The sequence below is a fragment of the Pseudomonas sp. QTF5 genome (assembly GCF_000512695.2).
GTDB lineage: Bacteria > Pseudomonadota > Gammaproteobacteria > Pseudomonadales > Pseudomonadaceae > Aquipseudomonas.
Window position 1 is genome coordinate 1 of record NZ_AZRW02000041.1, and the last position, 16651, is coordinate 16651.

A 16651-nucleotide genomic window follows, 5' to 3' on the forward strand; every position below is an offset into this window, starting at 1 on the left:
CCTATTGAGGTGTCCAATTTCATTAGGCCAGATCAGCTTGCTCGCGAAAGCGGTGTGTCAGGCAATATTGATGTCGACTGATACTCCGCTTTCGCGAGCAAGCCCGCTCCCACAGGGGGTCCGTGCAAGTCCAATGTTTTTTGCATCGCCCACAAAAAACCCGGCGCTTGGCCGGGTTTGTTGTTTTTGCGCTCAGCACTTACTTGGCAGCGGAACCTGCAGCCTGCAACGCCTGCTGCGCACTACGCTTGTTCTTGATGCCGTAACAGATCCACATGAAGGCAACCCACACCGGAATCGCATACACCGAGATCTGGATGCCCGGGATCAGCAGCATCACACCAAGGATGAACGCCACGAACGCCAGGCAGATGTAGTTGCCGTATGGGTACCACAGGGCCTTGAACAGCGGCGTTTGCTTAGTCTTGTTCATGTGCTGACGGAACTTGAAGTGCGAGAAGCTGATCATCGCCCAGTTGATCACCAGGGTCGCAACCACCAACGACATCAACAGTTCCAGTGCATGTTGCGGAACCAGGTAGTTCAGCAGCACCGCGACCAGGGTCACGGCAGCCGACGCCAGGATCGAACGCACTGGCACGCCACGCTTGTCGATCTTCGACAGGGCTTTCGGCGCATCACCTTGCTCGGCCATGCCCAGCAGCATGCGGCTGTTGCAGTAGGTGCCGCTGTTGTACACCGACAGCGCCGCGGTCAGGACCACGAAGTTGAGGATGTGCGCGGCTGTGTTGCTGCCGAGCATCGAGAACACTTGCACGAACGGGCTGCCGCTGTAGGCATCGCCAGACGCGTTCAACGTCGTCAGCAGGCTGTCCCAAGGGGTCAGCGACAGCAGGACCACCAGCGCACCGATGTAGAAAATCAGGATCCGGTAGATCACCTGATTGATCGCTTTCGGGATCACGGTTTTCGGCTTGTCGGCTTCAGCGGCGGTGAAACCGAGCATTTCCAGGCCGCCGAAGGAGAACATGATGATTGCCATGGCCATCACCAGTCCGCTAACGCCGTTCGGGAAGAAGCCGCCGTGTTCCCACAGGTTGGTCACAGAGGCTTGCGGGCCGCCGTTGCCGCTGACCAGCAGATAGCTGCCCAAGGCAATCATGCCGACAATCGCCACGACCTTGATGATCGCGAACCAGAACTCGGCCTCGCCAAAGACTTTGACGTTGGCCAGGTTGATCAGGTTGATCAACACGAAGAAACCGGCTGCCGAGACCCAAGTCGGGATATCCGGCGCCCAGTAGTGGATGTATTTGCCGACCGCGGTCAGCTCGGACATGCCCACCAGAATGTACAGAATCCAGCAGTTCCAGCCCGACAGGAAGCCGGCAAAACCGCCCCAGTATTTGTGGGCGAAGTGGCTGAAGGAACCGGCGACGGGCTCTTCGACAATCATTTCGCCGAGTTGGCGCATGATCATGAAAGCGATGAAGCCGCAAATGGCGTAGCCGAGAATCATCGACGGGCCGGCGGATTTAAGCACCCCGGCCGAGCCGAGGAACAACCCGGTACCGATCGCGCCACCGAGGGCGATCAGTTGAATATGGCGATTTTTCAGGCCGCGTTTCAGCTCGCCTGAATGCGAGTTTTGTCCACTCATGAAAAAGGTCTCACGCAAGGTTTGATGATGTTCAGTAGACGTTGCTGCTCAGTTGCGATTTCAAGCAGCGCCGATCAAACCCCAGCGCAGGCACCAGGAGTTCAGCGTTTTTACGACAGTCATGCGTCACCTGTTTGTTTTTATCTGTGACGAAATCGAACCCGACACGCTCGTGACGCGGCGGAGTGAACAAGGCGGGTAGCCTTGAAGTTTGCGCTGTTGCGCAGAGGGTCACAGTTAAAACGCGGCGCATTGTACACCTGTAACCCCCTGCTGCCAGACACCGCTGGATCAGCGCGTCGGTTGCCGGGATTGCCTGTGTCCGCCTCGAGGGTCTCGGGCGACTGCAAAAATTGAGTCAGACCTTTGCAGGTCATCGATAAGGGCAGCGGAAAAACCGCCCTTTGAGGTGAGATGGAGATGAGTCACGGCGTTCATTGCGCCTCCTTCTTGTTATGCACCTGCACGACAGGCATGGGGCGCATCTCACCCTTCATACGCTGCTGAAACAAGCGTGCCAGAGCCCTTGAAGACTACAAACCCGGCGGCTGGCGGAAGGTTTTCCTTACAGACCTTTCCCGCGCGGTATTCCACGGGGTTTAAGCGCGCTTTGCGTAAGGTTTTATTGACAAGGCGTAACGTAAATTTTCCAAAGCAGATCGAAAAGCCAACTGACTGTAAATTGACGATAGGAAGCTTCCTAAGGAAATGTCCTGCTTAGTTTTCTGTTTTTTATTAAGAAAATTGGCTTTCGAAAAATGGAATAAATAATTCAAATGAAAATTTGCGCCATTGCGGCTTGCACCTTGGCTTGGGCGGTGGCGCCAAGGGTAGCCATCATTTGGACCTGATCTTCTCCAGTGGCGTGTTGGCGCTCGATGATGACCCGCTGTTTGATGGACGGTTTGTGTTTTAAGCAACACCTAACGCTATGGCGAGGGAGCTTGCTCCCGCTCGGCTGCGCAGCAGCCGCAAAACCTGCCGACGCGGTTTACCAGACATAACGAGGTGAATGGTTCTGGGACCGCTTCGCGACCCAGCGGGAGCAAGCTCCCTCGCCACAGGTTCATCTGCTTCCTGAAACCGGTTTGCCAGCCCCAAAAAAAACGCCATCCCGAGGGATGGCGTTTTTCATAGGGCGCTTATCGATTACTCAGGCTTGCGACGACCGAAGCCCGGACGCTGGCCGGAACCGGCTGGTGCGCCGCGGCGTTTGCCCGATGGCGCGTCACGGTCGACCAGCACGATGCCTGGGCGTTTCTTCGACGCCGGTTTGGCCGGGCGCTTGGTGTCGGCCGGGCGGTCTGCCACGGGCGTACCGCGACCGGCAGGCGCACCGCGATCGCTACGACCACCGGACGGAGCACCACGGCCTTCGCCACGCTCAGTGCGACCGTTGGCCGGACGCGGCGTACGTGGGCCGCGCTCGCCATCAGCGCGTGGCGCTGCTGGTTTGCGGGCTGGACGCTCGCCTTCGATTTGCGGTTCACGGGAGTCACGCGGCGTAGCAGCGGTCTGGTTACCGATGGCTGGACGCAACGAACGCACGCGTTCGGTCTTGCCCATCGGACGCGACGATTTACGCTGCATACGATCGAGCTTGTCCTTGCTCTTGGCGTTCATCTGCGGCATCGCGACCGGCGTCAGGCCGACCTCGGCACTCAGAATGTCGACTTCGTACTGGCTCATTTCGCGCCAGCGGCCCATCGGCAGGTCGGAATTGAGGAACACCGGACCGAAACGTACGCGCTTCAGGCGGCTGACCACCAGGCCCTGGGATTCCCACAGACGACGGACTTCGCGATTACGACCTTCCATCACCACGCAGTGGTACCAGTGGTTGAAACCTTCGCCACCCGGCGCCTGTTTAATGTCGGTGAACTTGGCCGGGCCGTCTTCGAGCACCACGCCTGCTTTCAGGCGTTCAATCATCTCGTCGTCGACTTCGCCACGTACACGTACCGCGTATTCACGGTCCATTTCGTAGGAAGGATGCATCAGGCGGTTGGCCAATTCACCGTCAGTGGTGAACATCAGCAAACCGGTGGTGTTGATGTCCAGACGACCAATGTTGATCCAGCGACCTTCTTTCGGGCGCGGCATCTTGTCGAACACGGTCGGACGGCCTTCCGGGTCGACACGGGTGCAGATTTCACCGTCGGGTTTGTTGTACATGATCACACGGCGTACCGACTCGGCGGCTTCTTCGCGCTTGATCACCTTGCCATCGATGGTGATGGCGTCATGCATGTCGACACGCTGGCCGAGGGTGGCATCTTTGCCATTGACCTTGATGCGGCCGTGGCTGATCCAGGCTTCTACGTCACGGCGCGAGCCGACGCCGATACGGGCGAGGACTTTCTGCAGCTTTTCGCCTGCTGGGCCGATTTCCTGGTCGTCTTTCTGGTCGTTGATACTCATCTGGGCACCTCCCGGTGTGGTCTGTTCAGGATGCTCTGGATTGAGGGTCCTGAAGAGTTATAAATCTGTGTACTTTGGCGAAGGGATCGCCGAAGGGTCGCGAATCATACGCTCATGGAGACGTTCGCGCATCAGAGACTAGCTGATCAATGGAGACTTACTTGATTTTCCGCCGACCGGTGGCGCCAATTTCGAATTCAATAGAGAACCAATGTGGGAGCGGGCTTGCTCGCGAAGGCGTTGTGTCAGGCAACATCAATGTTGAATGTGCCGGCCCCTTCGCGAGCAAGCCCGCTCCCACATTGGATTCGTGTCAGTCTTCGAGTAGGCGGCGTTCGTTTTCGATTGCTTCTGCCAGAGCCTTGGCTTCGGCGTCTTCGTCGGTCAACTCGGGCTCGGGTTTCGACTGTTCGAGCGCGGCGACGGCGGCCAGGAGCTTTTCGCGAGCTTCGGCAACGCCAAGAATGTCATCTTCCTGTTCTGGCTCTGGTTCCTGTTCTGATTCGACTTCGGCTTCAGCCTCAACCTGAGGTTCAACTTCGGTTTCAGGCTCGGGCTCCGCCAACTCGCCTTCGTTCTCGGTCACCGCCCCATCCCGCAGCAAATCGTCGAAATCGGTCTTGAGCCCCTCTTCCATGGTGTCCAGTTCCAGCAACAATGTATGGAAACTGGTTTCTTCCTTGGGCTCCTCCAGTTCAGCGCTGGCATCGGCCAGTTCTTGCAACCCAGCTGGAACCGGCGCGTCGTCGAAATCGAGGACAGGATCAGGCTCCAGTTCACGCAGTTCGGCAAGCGGCGGCAGGTCGTCGAGGTTCTTCAGGTTGAAGTGATCGAGAAAAGCCTTGGTGGTGGCGAACATCGCCGGTTTGCCGGGCACGTCGCGATAACCGACGATGCGGATCCACTCACGCTCCAGCAGGGTTTTCACGATGTGGCTGTTGACCGCTACGCCGCGCACGTCTTCGATCTCGCCCCGGGTGATTGGCTGGCGATAGGCGATCAGGGCCATGGTTTCGAGCATGGCGCGGGAATAGCGCTGCGGCCGCTCTTCCCACAAACGCCCTACCCACGGCGCGAACTTTTCGCGGATCTGCAGGCGATACCCGGAGGCGACTTCCTTCAACTCGAAAGCACGGCCATCGCAGGACTTGGCCAGAATCGTCAGCGCTTTCTTGAAAACCGGTGGCTCGGGCCGCTCGCCTTCTTCGAAGAGTTCGAACAGGCGTTCAAGCGATTGCGGTTTTCCCGAGGCCAACAGAAAGGCTTCAAGCAATGGCGCCAGCTCGCGGGGTTCAGTCAGGTTCATGATTCAACTCGTTATTCGGCTCGGGCCCGGACATGGATCGCCGCGAACGGCTCATTCTGCACCAGCTCGACCAAGGATTCCTTGACCAGTTCGAGGATCGCCATAAAGGTCACCACCACCCCCAGGCGCCCTTCTTCAGCGGTGAACAGCTCGACAAACGGCACAAAACCGCCACCCTTGAGCCGTTCCAGTACATCGCTCATGCGCTCTCGGGTGGACAGCGCCTCGCGGCTGACCTGGTGGCTTTCGAACATGTCGCCACGGCGCAAGACTTCGCCCATGGACATCAGCAACTCTGCCAGACTCACATCCGGCAACAACTTGCGCGCCCGGGCCTCTGGGGCATCAAGCTTGGGCACCACCACGTCGCGGCCGACGCGGCTCAGGCCATCGATGCCTTCGGCGGCAGCCTTGAAGCGTTCGTACTCCTGCAAGCGGCGGATCAGTTCGGCGCGGGGATCGTCTTCTTCGTTTTCGATCGTTTCAGCCCGCGGCAGCAACATCCGCGACTTGATCTCGGCGAGCATCGCGGCCATCACCAGGTACTCGGCGGCCAGTTCCAGGCGCACCGACTGCATCAACTCGACATAGCCCATGTACTGCCGGGTAATTTCCGCCACCGGAATGTCGAGGATGTTGATGTTCTGTTTGCGGATCAGGTACAGCAGCAAGTCGAGCGGGCCTTCGAAGGCCTCAAGAAAGACCTCGAGCGCATCCGGCGGGATGTACAGGTCCAGCGGCATTTCCATGACTGCCTGACCATAGACCATGGCGAAAGGCAGTTCTTGCTGGGCGCCGGCCTGGCTGTCGATAGGTTCTGGTTCTACTGCAGACATCTAGGCCTCGGCCATGAAGGGCGCAGGGTCGCCGCAACCGACGCGGATGACTTCCGGCTCGCCGTCGGCGAGGCTGATCACGGTAGACGCCTTGATCCCGCCGAAACCGCCGTCGATGATCAGGTCCACCTGATGCTCGAGCAACTGCCGCATCTCGTGGGGATCGGTCAGCGGGTCAGTGTCGCCGGGCATGATCAGGGTCACGCTCATCAGCGGCTCGCCGAGCTGCTCCAGCAGCGCCAACGCAATCGGATGGCTCGGAACACGCAGGCCGATGGTGCGTTTTTTCGGGTGCAGCAACAACCGCGGGACTTCGCGGGTGGCGTTGAGAATGAAGGTGTAAGGGCCAGGCAAGTGAGCCTTGAGCACACGGAAGGTGCCGGTGTCGATCTTGGCAAACAGCCCCAACTGCGACAGGTCGCTGCAGATCAGCGCGAAGTTGTGCTTATCATCCAGCTGACGTAGCCGGCGCACGCGCTCCACGGCATTCTTGTCGCCGATCTGGCAACCAATGGCGTAGGAAGAGTCTGTGGGATAAATCACCACCCCGCCGTTGCGGATGATCTCGACAGCCTGTTTGATCAGGCGCGCTTGCGGGTTTTCCGGATGAATCTGGAAAAATTGACTCACATTCTCTACCTGTTCAGACGACGGCAATAATTGGGTCATGTTTGAATCGACACCACAGTGGTGGCAGATCCTCCGGGAGCGGGCGGTATTCACCGATCTCGGACCAGCCTCCAGGGCCATGAAAATCACTGCCGGCGCTGACCAGCAGACCAAACTCGCGGGCTAGAATCGCCAGGCTGCCCACCTGTTCGGCGGGTTGATGACCATTGACCACTTCAATCGCGTGGCCCCCTGCTTGAATATAGTCGGCAATCAGGCGACGACGCTTGCTGCGAGTGAAATCGTAGTGCCAGGGATGCGCCAGGCTGACCCAGGCACCCGCGGCGCGCAGGGTTTCGACGGTGTCTTCCAGGGTCGGCCAGTGTTGTTTGACGTCCCCCAGTTTGCCGGCGCCCAGCCATTTGCGGAACGCTTCGGCGCGATCCTTGACGAAACCTTCGCGCACCATCCAGTCGGCGAAGTGCGGACGGGCCGGCGCATTACCGCTGTCGCCCAGCTCTTGTTGAATGGCCCGGGCACCGTCAAGCGCCCCCGGCATGCCTTTCAACGCCAACTTGCGGCTTATTTCTTCGGACCGTAACCAGCGGCCATCGTGCAATTTTGCGATGGCCTCGACCAACGGCGGCGCATTGACGTCGAAACCGTAGCCCAGCACGTGAATGGTCGCCCCGCCCCAGGTGCAGGACAATTCGACGCCATTGACCAGTTGCATCCCCAGCGCCGTCGCGGCGCTACGGGCCTCGTCGAGGCCTTCAAGGGTGTCGTGATCGGTCAAGGCCAGGACTCGCACGCCTTTCTCGAACGCACGCGCAACCAGTACCGCAGGCGCGAGGGCGCCATCGGAAGCCGTGCTATGGCAGTGCAAATCAACATTCACAGGACTGTGTAACCTCAAATCAGCTGACGCTATCGCGCGTCAATATGTTTGTTATTATGCCGCCACATCCTGCTTCTGGCTGCCACTGTGAAACAATTCATCGACTTCATCCCGCTTCTGCTGTTTTTCATCGTCTTCAAAATCGATCCACGGGTCGTCGACATCGGCGGTTATCAACTGTCTGTCGGTGGTATTTACAGCGCCACCGCAGTGCTGATCATCAGCTCCCTGGCGGTCTATGGCACGCTGTTCATCAAGCAGCGCAAGCTGGAGAAGAGCCAGTGGCTGACCCTCATCGCCTGCCTTGTCTTCGGCAGCCTGACCCTGGCGTTCCACAGCGAGACCTTCCTGAAATGGAAAGCCCCGGTGGTCAACTGGCTGTTCGCCCTCGGGTTCATCGGCAGCCACTTCATCGGTGATCAACTGCTGATCAAACGCATCATGGGCCACGCGCTGACCCTGCCGGAACCGGTCTGGACCCGTCTGAACATCGCCTGGATCGGCTTTTTCCTGTTCTGCGGTGCCGCCAATCTGTTCGTCGCTTTCACGTTCCAGGAATACTGGGTCGACTTCAAAGTCTTCGGCAGCCTGGGCATGACGTTGCTGTTCCTGGTCGCCCAGGGCATTTACCTGTCCCGCCACTTGCACGACGCCGACACCACCACGCCAAAAACCGAGGACTGACATGCTTTACGCAATCATTGCCACAGACGTCGCCAACTCCCTGGAAGCCCGCCTGGCCGCACGGCCTGCGCACCTTGAACGCCTGCAAGTGCTTAAAGGCGAAGGTCGTATCGTACTGGCCGGCCCGCACCCGGCAGTCGACAGCAATGATCCGGGCGCGGCGGGTTTCACCGGCAGCCTGATCGTCGCTGAATTCGATTCGCTGAGCGCCGCCCAGGCCTGGGCCGACGCCGATCCGTATATCGCTGCAGGCGTCTACGCCAATGTTCTGGTCAAGCCGTTCAAGCAAGTCCTGCCCTAGTGTCCTGCCTCGCGATGAGCCTTGTCGGCTCATCGCGCATTCAATCGCTCATTATTCTCGTTTACCGGCCGACAACCTGCCCAATACCCGTATTGGAATCAGGAGTTGCGATGCGCAAAGGTCCGTTGTGTCTGATGTTGGTGACGTTGTCGATCATGGCGCCCGCCCACGGTGAAGAAAGCGTCGAAGGTGGCAATTCGACGCCGCTGTCCTTGAGTGCCGGCAGCCAGATCACCGAGTTGCAGCAACGCCTGAAGGCTAGCGAGCAGCAAAGAGAAGCACTGAGTAAACAACTGCAAAATACCGATGGCGAACGCGAAAGCGCCCAGTTGAGCCGATTGCGCCAAGAGAATCAGCGTCTGAAGCTGCAACTCAAGGAAACCCTGGCCAGCCCGCTGCCGCGGCTGCTGACTGATCAGCAGCAATGGTTCGTTATCGGTGCCGCAGTAGCGCTATTGGCCCTGCTCTGCGGTATCTTCGCCAGTGGTGCACGTAGAACACGTCGGCAATGGCTAAATTGAGTGAGTCATGAGCGAGCTGTTATTAATTGATGATGACCAGGAGCTGTGTGAGCTCCTGAGTAGTTGGCTAAGCCAGGAAGGCTTTCAAGTCCGCGCCTGCCACGATGGCCAGAGCGCGCGCCGGGCGCTGGCCGAAACGTCCCCGGCAGCCGTGGTGCTGGACGTGATGCTGCCGGACGGCAGTGGCCTTGAGCTGCTCAAGCAACTGCGCAGTGACCATCCGGATTTGCCGGTGCTGATGCTCTCGGCCCGTGGCGAACCGCTGGACCGCATCCTCGGCCTGGAACTCGGTGCCGACGATTACCTTGCCAAACCGTGCGACCCACGGGAACTGACCGCGCGCCTGCGCGCGGTGTTGCGCCGCAGTCATCCGACGGCAGTCTCCAGCCAGCTCGAATTGGGTGACTTGTGCTTCAGCCCGGTGCGTGGCGTGGTCAGCATCGATGAACAGGAATTCACCCTCACCGTCTCCGAAAGTCGTCTGCTCGAAGCCCTGCTCAAGCAGCCCGGCGAACCGCTGGATAAACAGGAACTGGCGCAAATCGCCCTCGGCCGCAAACTGACCCTGTACGACCGCAGCCTGGACATGCACGTGAGTAACCTGCGCAAAAAAATCGGCCCGCACCCCGACGGTCGCCCGCGCATCGTGGCCCTGCGCAGTCGCGGTTACTACTACAGCCTGTAAGAACGAGTGGACAAGAGCAACCTGTGGCGAGGGAGCTTGCTCCCGCTGGGCTGCGAAGCGGCCCCACTCTTTACCTAAAAAGAAGGGGACTGCTACGCAGTCCAGCGGGAGCTCCCTCGCCACAACAGCTCCCTCGCCACAGCAAGCTCTCTCGCCACAGACGGGTGCCTGCACATGGAGTTTTGTCAGGTCGGCACAAGACCCTCTTTACCCAAGCTTTACGCTCCGCTGACCGCCGCTGACCTTGATCTGCGTAATCTGCACACATCCGGAACGTACCGGGAACGAGACAAGGAGATACACCATGCGCAAGACTCTTATCGCTCTGATGTTTGCTGCCGCCCTGCCGACCGTTGCCATGGCCATGCCTGAAGGCGCAGGTCCGATGGGTGATCACATGGACGGCTCACGCCACGGCGGTCAGATGCACGGCATGCACGGTAAAGGCCCTTACAGCCAGCTGGACCTGAGCCGCGAACAGCGCGAGCAAATCCGCAAGATCATGGGCGAGCAGATGCATGAGCGTCAGCAATTGGTCGACAAGTACCTGGAAAAGCTCTCGCCAGCCGATCAGAAAGCCCTGAAAGACGAGATGGCGGCCAAGCACAAGAAAGCCGAAGCCGACGTTCGCGCACTGCTGAAGCCGGAACAACAGAAGCAATTCGACGAGATCCAGAAGAAAAAGGCTGAGCGTCGCGCCGAATGGGCCGAGTTCAAGGCCTGGAAAGCGCAGCAAGCGCAAAAAGCGCAATAATGCGCTAACCCTGAACCCAACGGCCAAACCCCGTTGGGTTTGTTGCCACTCGATTTAATGTGGGAGCGGGCTTGCTCGCGAGGAGGGAGTGTCAGCCGACATCAATGTTGCCTGGTACACCGCCTTCGCGAGCAAGCCCGCTCCCACATGGATTGCGTTTGTTTGAGGATTTTCTGTGCGTTCATTGTTCTGGCGTATCCTGGCCAGCTTCTGGCTGGCCATCGCTCTGGTTGCAGGGCTTTCCATTCTGCTCGGGCATATGCTCAACCAGGACGCGTGGATTCTCAGTCGCCATCCGGGCCTTAACAACCTGCCCGAACTGTGGACGCAAACCTACGAAAGCCAGGGCGAAGATGCCGCCCAGGACATTCTGGAGCAGCGCAAGCGCCAGTATCACATCGACGTTCAGGTGCTCAACGAGACGGGGGACCCTGTGGTACGCGGTACCTTCCCTCGGCGTGCAGCAGCCTTCGAAGCACGGCAGCAAAACGATGATCGGCGCCTGCCCTGGCGGCGTCTGACCGATGAATACACCAGCGCCAAGACGGGCGACACCTACCTGCTGATCTACCGCATTCCGCACCCGGAACTGGATGCCTGGCACCGTGAAAGCCTGCTCTGGCCGTTGAGTGCGCTGGGTATCGCATTGGTGGTGCTGACCCTGTTCAGCCTGCTGGTGACCTTTTCCATCACCCGACCGCTGAGCCGTTTGCGCGGTGCGGTGCATGACTTGGGGCAGACGACGTATCAACAGAACAGCCTGGCGCAACTGGCCAACCGCCGCGATGAATTCGGTGTGCTCGCCAACGACTTCAACCGCATGGGCGCGCGCCTGCAAAGCCTGATAGGCAGCCAGCGACAATTACTGCGGGACGTGTCTCACGAGTTGCGTTCACCCTTGGCCCGACTGCGCATTGCCTTGGCACTGGCCGAGCGGGCCAATCCTGAGGAGCGGGAAAAACTCTGGCCACGCCTGACCCGTGAGTGCGATCGACTGGAAGCGCTGATCAGCGAAATCCTGGTACTGGCGCGCGTCGATGCCGACAACGCCAGTGCTGAAGAGGTAGATCTCAACGCGCTGCTCAATACCCTGCAAAAAGATGCGCAGTTGGGCTTGCCAGAGCAGAACGTGCGTCTTGAGGCTGAGCCACAGCTGAACCTCAGAGGCTGGCCGACCATGATCGAGCGTGCCGTGGACAACCTGCTGCGTAATGCCCAGCGCTTTAACCCGGTCGGGCAACCGATCGAAATGCAGGCGTTGCGTCAGGGCGACAGGATTGTAGTCAGCGTGCGCGATCACGGCCCCGGTGTAGAGGCCGAGCATTTGAATCAGCTGGGAGAACCGTTCTATCGGGCACCAGGCCAGACAGCGGCCGGGCATGGCCTGGGGTTGGCCATTGCGCGCCGTGCGGCGGAGCGGCATGGCGGCAGTCTGGTGCTGGCCAATCACCCGCAGGGCGGGTTTATTGCCAGCCTGGAGTTGCCGTTGGTGCCGGGGGCGGTGGTTCAACCCTGAACCCTGTGGGAGCGGGCTTGCTCGCGAAGACGGAGTGTCAGTCGACATCATCGTTGCCTGACACACCGCTTTCGCGAGCAAGCCCGCTCCCACATTGAATCTACGCCTTCAGGCCTTACCGGGCCAGGCGCTAACAAACTTGGTCAAATCAACCTTCTCCGCAACCCGCGGTTCTTTCTGCGGCGTGCCAAGGTAAAGAAACGCAATCACCTGTTCCCCTTCCGCCAATCCCAAGCCTTTGGCCACATGCGCCGAATAAGCCAGCTCACCAGTACGCCACACCGCGCCAATGCCTTGCGCGTAGGCCGCCAGCAAAATCCCGTGAGCTGCACAACCGGCCGCCAACAGTTGCTCGGACTTGGGATACTTGTCGTGCTCCTGCAAACGCGCAATCACTACAACCACCAGTGGCGCACGCAACGGGCCGTTGCGCGCCTTGTCCAGCAAGGCCTCGGACACATCACTGTCTTGCAGCTTCGCCGCTTCGGCCAGCAACTCACCCATTTGCTCGCGCGCCGCGCCTTCGACTGTCAGGAAGCGCCAAGGCTGCAAATGGCCATGGTCTGGCGCGCGCATCGCGGCGGCAAACAGCACTTCCCGTTGCTCGGCAGTGGGCGCCGGATCGAGCAGTCGTGGGACGGAAACACGGTTGAGCAAAGCGTCGAGAGCCTGCATCGGCCACCTCCTGTAGAAAATGTCTGGCTATTCTAGCGGTAAGTGCCGTAAGGCTGCCGGTTTACATGCCCTGCCCCGCAGGTAGAATGGCGCCCTTCCCACTATCAGCCCGAGCGGACTTCATGGCGTTGCCGACCTTACGGATCATTGGTTTCATTATCGGCATCTTTCTGATCACGCTGGCCATCGCCATGGTCGTGCCCATGGCCACGCTGGTGATCTTCGAACGCACCAGCGATCTGCCGTCGTTCCTCTGGGCCAGCATGATCACCTTTGTCGCCGGCCTGGCCCTGGTAATACCCGGGCGCCCCGAGCACATCCATCTGCGCCCGCGAGACATGTACCTGCTGACCGTCAGCAGCTGGCTGGTGGTGTGCATCTTCGCCGCCCTGCCGTTCTTGCTGACCCAACACATCAGCTACACCGACTCGTTCTTCGAAAGCATGTCCGGCATCACCGCCACTGGAGCGACGGTGCTCAACGGCCTGGACAACATGTCCCCCGGTATCCTGATGTGGCGCTCATTGCTGCACTGGATCGGCGGCATCGGTTTTATCGGTATGGCGGTAGCGATTTTGCCATTGCTGCGCATCGGTGGCATGCGGCTGTTTCAGACCGAGTCGTCGGACCGTTCCGAAAAGGTCATGCCCCGTTCGCACATGGTGGCGCGTTTGATCGTTGCGGCCTACATCGGCATCACCATTTTCGGCAGCCTGGCGTTCTGGTGGGCCGGAATGAGCCCGTTCGATGCAATCAATCACGCGATGTCGGCGATCTCCACCGGCGGCTTCTCCACCTCCGACCAGTCTTTGGCCAAGTGGCCGGAGCCAGCGGTGCATTGGGTCGCGATCGTCATCATGATTCTCGGTGCCCTGCCGTTCACCCTGTATGTCGCCACGTTGCGCGGTAATCGTCGGGCGCTAATCAAGGACGAACAGGTTCAAGGCCTGCTCGGCATGCTGTTGGTGACCTGGCTGGTGCTCGGCACCTGGTACTGGTGGACCACCCAACTGCACTGGCTGGAGGCCTTGCGGCATGTGGCGCTGAACGTGACATCGGTGGTGACCACCACCGGTTTTGCACTGGGGGACTACAGCCTCTGGGGCAATTTCTCACTGATGCTGTTCTTTTATCTGGGGTTTGTTGGCGGCTGCTCAGGTTCGACCGCCGGCGGGATCAAGATTTTCCGCTTCCAGGTTGCCTACATTCTGCTCAAGGCCAACCTTAACCAGTTGATTCACCCGCGCGCGGTGATCAAGCAGAAGTATAACGGCCACCGTCTCGACGAAGAGATCGTACGCTCGATCCTGACCTTTTCGTTCTTCTTCGCTATCACCATTTGCGTCATCGCGCTGCTGCTGTCGCTGCTGGGCGTGGACTGGATGACAGCGCTTACCGGAGCGGCCGCCACGGTGTCTGGCGTAGGCCCGGGGCTTGGCGAGACCATTGGCCCGGCGGGCAACTTCGCCAGCCTGCCGGATGCCGCGAAGTGGATTCTCTCATTCGGCATGCTCCTGGGCCGGCTGGAGATCATTACGGTGTTTGTTCTGTGCATCCCGGCGTTCTGGCGTCACTAATCGGTATGGGCGCTTCCATCAGCCGCATCCGGTATTCGCCGGGGGTGGAGTCGAACCAGCGCCGGAAGGCGCGAAAGAAGTTGCTCGGATCGGCAAAACCCAGCAAGTAGGCAATTTCCAGCAGGGTCAAGTTCGGTTGCGCCAGGTATTGCTCGGCCAGTTCATGTCGGGTGTCATCCAGCAACGTCTGAAAACTCGTGCCCTCTTCCTGCAAGCGACGCTGCAAGGTGCGTTGCGACAAGTGCAGCGTCTGAGCCACCGCATCGCGTTTGGGTTCGCCCTGGGGCAGCAGACGGCATAACACCTGCCGCGCCTTGTGAGTCACGCGGGTCTCGGAAAATCGCGCCAGGTACTCACCGGCAAACCGGTCGTGCAACCGCGCCATGGCCTCGTTGGCGGTGGGCAGCGGTGCCTCCATGTCAGCGCGCTGGAAGATCAAGGCGTCATAAGGCGCGTTGAACATCAACGGGGCATGGAAGGCTTGTTTATAGGGTTCAAGATCAACGGGATCATCGCCTTGCAGCAAGACTTTGCGCGGCTGGAGCGTGCGGCCGGTCAGCCAGCCGCAAAGTGCCAGGGCGCAGGCCATTGATGCTTCGGCACTCTGTCGGGTCGGCGGCAGGTGGTCACCATGGACTGTCAGAATCAGCGCATAACCCTCATCCAGCAATCGGAAACTCAAGTCAGCACTTTCGGCGATGATTCGCTGATAACGCACCAGACGTTGAAAGCCTTCAGCCAGGGTCTGGCTGGACATCAAGGCATAACCGGCGACATGGAAGGACGCCGGTCGCACCACCTTGCCCATGTTCAGGCCGATCGCCGGGTTGCCGGACAGCTCGACCGCGCGCTGCCAGAGCCGCGTCATGGAATCTTGCGGGAAGCGCGCATCCGGGTCATCCAGTGCCGCATAGTCGAGCCCTAGCTGTTTGAACAGAACCCGGCAATCCAGGCCGTCCATTTCCAGTGCTTTGACAATCCCCATCGCCCAGCTTGCAGAAGTCGTTCGTTCGCTCATGGCGTTTACTACGTGATGGCCGCATGCCACGGCCCAATTCCGAAGGATACTAAAGTGGCGCCCATTGTCACTGGCTGATGCCAATGATCACTCTAGACTTAAATAGGCTACCCGCAGGACAGCTTGTCGCCTGCCCAACAACCACAGAGATCGCAGTGGTGGAAAACATCAAACGTTTCAATAGCTTCGCTGAGTTTTACCCGTATTACCTCAGCGAACATCGCAACAGCACCTGTCGACGATTGCACTTTGTCGGCACCTCCCTGGTTATTTTCATTCTGGCGCTGACCATCGGCAACGGCGCGTGGTGGATGTTGCTGACCCTGCCGCTGGCCGGTTACAGCTTCGCCTGGGTCGGGCATTTCTTCTTCGAGAAGAATCGCCCCGCCACCTTCCAGCATCCTCTTTACAGCCTGCTCGGCGACTTCGTCATGTACCGCGACATGATTCTGGGTCGCGTGCCGTTCTAGGGGGCGTTGGATCCACGTCCTACACTCAACACATCCCTTTCGATCAGAACAAGAGGATAGCCGATGAATGCCCATGCCCGTTTTACCCATATGCAGGACGGTACGCAGGAAGACTGGGCGATCATCGCCGCAGATTTCAGCGCCTATGCCCGGCAATTGCCCAAACGGATCGTGGCGCACCTGAAGTTACTGGAGGGGGATTTCGGCGGTTTCCCGGTGGATCGTCTGACCCACTCCCTGCAAACCGCCAGCCGCGCCTGGCGCGATGGTCGCGACGAAGAGTACTTGGTCTGCGCCCTGCTCCATGACATCGGCGACACGCTGGGCTCCTACAATCACCCGGACATCGCCGCGGCGATCCTCAAGCCGTTCGTCAGCGCCGAGAACCTGTGGATGGTGGAGAAGCACGGGATTTTCCAGGGTTATTACTTCTTTCATCACCTGGGCATGGACCGGCATCTGCGCGAGCATTTCAGCGATCATCCGCAGTATCAGGCGACCATCGAATTTTGTGCCCGGTACGATGCGGCAGCGTTTGATCCGGCGTACGACACGCTGCCGCTGAGCTTCTTCGAACCGATGGTGGAGCGGCTGTTTGCGCAACCGAAGAACTCGATCTACAAGGCGGCGATGGAAGAGAACGCGCCAGTCTGATGAATGTCGGGGACCGCTGCGCGGTCCATTCGCGAGCAAGCCCGCTCCCACATTGGATCGTCGGTGGTCACAAATATTGTGTTCACCGACGATCCAATGTGGGAG

17 protein-coding genes and 1 pseudogene are annotated in these 16651 nt (G+C 59.5%); 10 read left to right on the forward strand and 8 right to left on the reverse strand.

All coding sequences use genetic code 11. From position 1 onward, the window contains the following. Nucleotides 1-199: 199 nt before the first annotated feature. Nucleotides 200-1621 (reverse strand): amino acid permease, encoded by a 1422-nt coding sequence (locus IC37_RS23930; RefSeq protein WP_030130045.1) that lies wholly within the window; start codon nt 1619-1621, stop codon nt 200-202. Between the two features lie 784 nt (nt 1622-2405). Here IC37_RS23930 and IC37_RS23935 point away from each other — a divergent pair. Next, nucleotides 2406-2537, forward strand: a pseudogene (locus IC37_RS23935) (leucyl aminopeptidase); the annotation flags it as partial. Between the two features lie 233 nt (nt 2538-2770). Here the strand turns inward: IC37_RS23935 and rluB are convergent. The 5 genes from rluB to IC37_RS23960 form a co-directional block, all read right to left on the reverse strand. Next, nucleotides 2771-4042, reverse strand: a complete 1272-nt coding sequence (rluB, locus tag IC37_RS23940) for a 23S rRNA pseudouridine(2605) synthase RluB (protein ID WP_030130046.1) — start codon at nt 4040-4042, stop codon at nt 2771-2773. A gap of 313 nt (nt 4043-4355) precedes the next feature. Continuing rightward, on the reverse strand, nt 4356-5348 hold the full coding sequence (scpB, locus tag IC37_RS23945) for an SMC-Scp complex subunit ScpB (RefSeq protein WP_030130047.1): 993 nt from the start codon (nt 5346-5348) through the stop codon (nt 4356-4358). Between the two features lie 11 nt (nt 5349-5359). Then, nucleotides 5360-6118 carry a ScpA family protein gene (locus IC37_RS23950; protein ID WP_371916349.1) on the reverse strand — a complete coding sequence of 253 codons (759 nt, stop codon included), beginning with the start codon at nt 6116-6118 and terminating at the stop codon, nt 5360-5362. A 66-nt stretch (nt 6119-6184) separates the two neighbouring features. Then, entirely contained in the window at nt 6185-6814 is a 630-nt protein-coding gene (locus IC37_RS23955; protein ID WP_033864897.1) for an L-threonylcarbamoyladenylate synthase, read from the reverse strand. Nucleotides 6815-6827: 13 nt separating this feature from the next. Then, entirely contained in the window at nt 6828-7691 is an 864-nt protein-coding gene (locus IC37_RS23960) for a PHP domain-containing protein (RefSeq protein WP_030130050.1), read from the reverse strand. 87 nt (nt 7692-7778) lie between these two features. Between IC37_RS23960 and IC37_RS23965 the strand changes: the two genes are divergently transcribed. From IC37_RS23965 to IC37_RS23990, 6 genes are all read left to right on the forward strand, one after another. Beyond that, nucleotides 7779-8375, forward strand: a complete 597-nt coding sequence (locus tag IC37_RS23965; RefSeq protein WP_030130051.1) for a septation protein A — start codon at nt 7779-7781, stop codon at nt 8373-8375. Between the two features lies 1 nt (nt 8376). Continuing rightward, complete coding sequence (locus IC37_RS23970) at nt 8377-8676, forward strand: YciI family protein (protein WP_007984134.1); 300 nt, start codon at nt 8377-8379, stop codon at nt 8674-8676. A gap of 110 nt (nt 8677-8786) precedes the next feature. Further along, entirely contained in the window at nt 8787-9197 is a 411-nt protein-coding gene (locus IC37_RS23975; protein WP_030130052.1) for a hypothetical protein, read from the forward strand. 7 nt (nt 9198-9204) lie between these two features. Next, complete coding sequence (locus IC37_RS23980) at nt 9205-9882, forward strand: response regulator transcription factor (protein WP_008010984.1); 678 nt, start codon at nt 9205-9207, stop codon at nt 9880-9882. Between the two features lie 304 nt (nt 9883-10186). Beyond that, the gene (locus tag IC37_RS23985) at nt 10187-10636 is read left to right on the forward strand and encodes a Spy/CpxP family protein refolding chaperone (RefSeq protein ID WP_030130053.1); all 450 of its coding nucleotides are present in this window, start codon (nt 10187-10189) and stop codon (nt 10634-10636) included. A gap of 175 nt (nt 10637-10811) precedes the next feature. Continuing rightward, nucleotides 10812-12152: a HAMP domain-containing sensor histidine kinase gene (locus IC37_RS23990; protein ID WP_030130054.1), complete on the forward strand. Its 1341-nt coding sequence runs from the start codon at nt 10812-10814 to the stop codon at nt 12150-12152. Between the two features lie 108 nt (nt 12153-12260). Here IC37_RS23990 and IC37_RS23995 read toward each other — a convergent pair whose 3' ends face one another. After that, the gene (locus IC37_RS23995) at nt 12261-12827 is read right to left on the reverse strand and encodes an NAD(P)H nitroreductase (RefSeq protein ID WP_030130055.1); all 567 of its coding nucleotides are present in this window, start codon (nt 12825-12827) and stop codon (nt 12261-12263) included. Nucleotides 12828-12949: 122 nt separating this feature from the next. Between IC37_RS23995 and IC37_RS24000 the strand changes: the two genes are divergently transcribed. Beyond that, nucleotides 12950-14404, forward strand: coding sequence for a TrkH family potassium uptake protein (locus IC37_RS24000; RefSeq protein ID WP_030130056.1), 1455 nt, complete (start codon nt 12950-12952; stop codon nt 14402-14404). On the opposite strand, the gene IC37_RS24005 is transcribed toward IC37_RS24000, so the two are convergent. After that, a complete protein-coding gene (locus IC37_RS24005; protein WP_081729328.1) occupies nt 14361-15422 on the reverse strand; it encodes an AraC family transcriptional regulator in 1062 nt (353 codons plus the stop codon). The two genes, IC37_RS24000 and IC37_RS24005, sit on opposite strands and share 44 nt — an antisense overlap. A gap of 158 nt (nt 15423-15580) precedes the next feature. Between IC37_RS24005 and IC37_RS24010 the strand changes: the two genes are divergently transcribed. Continuing rightward, nucleotides 15581-15892 (forward strand): DUF962 domain-containing protein, encoded by a 312-nt coding sequence (locus IC37_RS24010; RefSeq protein ID WP_030130058.1) that lies wholly within the window; start codon nt 15581-15583, stop codon nt 15890-15892. A gap of 63 nt (nt 15893-15955) precedes the next feature. Further along, entirely contained in the window at nt 15956-16546 is a 591-nt protein-coding gene (locus IC37_RS24015; protein ID WP_030130059.1) for an HD domain-containing protein, read from the forward strand. The last annotated feature ends 105 nt before the right edge of the window (nt 16547-16651 follow it).

What these genes read in the sequence shown, in the direction of transcription:
- IC37_RS23930 (WP_030130045.1), bottom strand. Translation starts at nt 1,621, where the DNA reads ATGAGTGGACAAAACTCGCATTCAGGCGAGCTGAAACGCGGCCTGAAA.
- IC37_RS23980 (WP_008010984.1), top strand. Translation starts at nt 9,205, where the DNA reads ATGAGCGAGCTGTTATTAATTGATGATGACCAGGAGCTGTGTGAGCTC.
- IC37_RS23950 (WP_371916349.1), bottom strand. Translation starts at nt 6,118, where the DNA reads ATGGTCTATGGTCAGGCAGTCATGGAAATGCCGCTGGACCTGTACATC.
- IC37_RS23970 (WP_007984134.1), top strand. Translation starts at nt 8,377, where the DNA reads ATGCTTTACGCAATCATTGCCACAGACGTCGCCAACTCCCTGGAAGCC.
- IC37_RS24015 (WP_030130059.1), top strand. Translation starts at nt 15,956, where the DNA reads ATGAATGCCCATGCCCGTTTTACCCATATGCAGGACGGTACGCAGGAA.
- IC37_RS23995 (WP_030130055.1), bottom strand. Translation starts at nt 12,827, where the DNA reads ATGCAGGCTCTCGACGCTTTGCTCAACCGTGTTTCCGTCCCACGACTG.
- rluB (WP_030130046.1), bottom strand. Translation starts at nt 4,042, where the DNA reads ATGAGTATCAACGACCAGAAAGACGACCAGGAAATCGGCCCAGCAGGC.
- IC37_RS24000 (WP_030130056.1), top strand. Translation starts at nt 12,950, where the DNA reads ATGGCGTTGCCGACCTTACGGATCATTGGTTTCATTATCGGCATCTTT.
- IC37_RS23975 (WP_030130052.1), top strand. Translation starts at nt 8,787, where the DNA reads ATGCGCAAAGGTCCGTTGTGTCTGATGTTGGTGACGTTGTCGATCATG.
- IC37_RS24005 (WP_081729328.1), bottom strand. Translation starts at nt 15,422, where the DNA reads ATGAGCGAACGAACGACTTCTGCAAGCTGGGCGATGGGGATTGTCAAA.
- IC37_RS23985 (WP_030130053.1), top strand. Translation starts at nt 10,187, where the DNA reads ATGCGCAAGACTCTTATCGCTCTGATGTTTGCTGCCGCCCTGCCGACC.
- scpB (WP_030130047.1), bottom strand. Translation starts at nt 5,348, where the DNA reads ATGAACCTGACTGAACCCCGCGAGCTGGCGCCATTGCTTGAAGCCTTT.